The sequence below is a fragment of the Micromonospora sp. 4G55 genome, assembly GCF_016803375.1.
The window spans coordinates 1-1816 of sequence record NZ_JAEVHN010000913.1; the positions used below are offsets into that span (position 1 = coordinate 1).

General features: G+C 72.7%; 1 protein-coding gene. It reads right to left on the reverse strand.

Annotated features, from left to right (window positions below; translation table 11 throughout):
- On the reverse strand, window positions 1-1816 hold a 1816-nt coding region (locus JNW89_RS36045), incomplete at both ends, for an acyltransferase domain-containing protein (protein ID WP_238452408.1).

Sequence of the window (1816 nt, forward strand, 5' to 3'; positions counted from 1 at the left end):
CCGCTCGGCGTCCTCGCCCTCGGGGAGCGCGACCTCCGCGAAGACGTCCTCGCCGCGCCGCCAGGCGGCCCGCAGGCCCTGGAACGTCGGGCCGTAGCCGTAGCCGCGGGCGCGCAGCCCCGGGTAGAAGCTCTCCACCGGCAGCGCGGTGGCCCCCGGCGGCGGCCACTGGGTGAGGTCCCAGGTGGCCGGGGCGGCGGTCGGCGCGATCGCGCCGGTGGCGTGCAGGGTCCACACTCCGTCCCCGCCCTCGGGTCGGGAGTGGATCCCGATCTGGCGTACGCCGTGGTCGTCGGGCGACCCCACCACCACCTGGACGGCCACCGCGCCCCGGCCGGGCAGGATCATGGGGGCCCGGTGGGTCAGTTCCTCGACCCGGCCGCAGCCGACGTGGTCACCGGCGCGGACGGCGAGCTCGACGAAGCCGGTGCCGGGCAGCAGTACCGCACCGAGGATCTCGTGGTCGGCCAGCCAGCGCTGCCGGTCGACGGCGAGCCGCCCGGTGAGCACCACCCGGTCGGTGTCGGCGGCCGGTACGGCGGCGCCGAGCAGCGGGTGCCCGATCGGATCGAGCCCGACCGAGCCGACGTCGCCGGCGGGCGGCAGCGGGTTCAACCAGTAGCGCCGCCGCTGGAACGGGTACGTGGGCAGGTCGACGGTGCGGGTGGTCTGCGGGAGCAGCGCCGTCCAGTCGACGGTGGTACCGGTGACGTGCAGCCTGGCCAGGGCGGTCAGTGCCTGCCGCTGCTCGTCGTGTCCCCGGCGCAGGGATGGCACGACGGTGACCTCGTCGGTGAGGATGCCCTCGATCATCGGGGTGAGCGCGGCATCCGGGCCAAGTTCCAGGAACGTGGTCGCGCCGGCCTGGTGCAGGCTGGTGATGCCGTCGGCGAAGCGGACGGCCTCGCGGACGTGCCGCACCCAGTAGTCGGGCTCGGTCAGCTCGCTGCTCGCCAGGGTGCCGGTCAGGTTGGACACGACCGGGAGCTGCGGCTCGGCGTAGGTCAGGTCTGCCGCGACGGTCCGGAACTCGTCGAGCATCGGGTCCATCAGCCCGCTGTGGAACGCGTGACTCACCCGCAGGCGGGTGGTCTTGCGACCCAGCTTGGCGAAGTGCTCCGCAACGGCGAGCACGGCAGCCTCCGGGCCAGAGATCACCACCGAACGGGAACCGTTGACCGCCGCGATGTCCACACCCGCACCGGCCACCGGGCCGATGTCGATACCGGTGGCGCCGCCGTTGCCGTTGCCGTTGCCGTTGCCGTTGCCGTTGCCGTTGCCGTTGCCGTTGCCGTTGCCGTTGCCGTTGCCGTTGCCGTTGGAGGGTGAATCGTTTGCGTCATCAGCTCCAGAGGACCCGACCACCGCACCCGAACCCGCCAGCGCCGCCCGCACCTCCCCCTCCGACGCCTGAATGGAAACCATCGCCCCACCAGCCGGCAACGCCTGCATCAACCGACCCCGGGCCGCTACCAGACGCGCCGCGTCAGGCAACGACAGGACTCCGGCGACGTGCGCGGCGGCCAGCTCACCGATCGAGTGCCCCGCCACGAAGTCCGGCCGCACACCCCACGACTCCACCAGCCGGAACAACGCCACCTCGACCGCGAACAACCCCGCCTGCGCGTAACCCGTCCGCCGGATCAACTCCTCGTCATCACCCCAGACCACCTCACGCAACGGCCGGTCCAGATGCGCGTCCAACTCCGCCACCACCGCGTCGAACGCAGCAGCGAAGACCGGGAACGCCGCGTGCAGCGAGCGACCCATACCCAGGCGCTGCGCGCCCTGACCGGTGAACAACACCGCCAGCCGA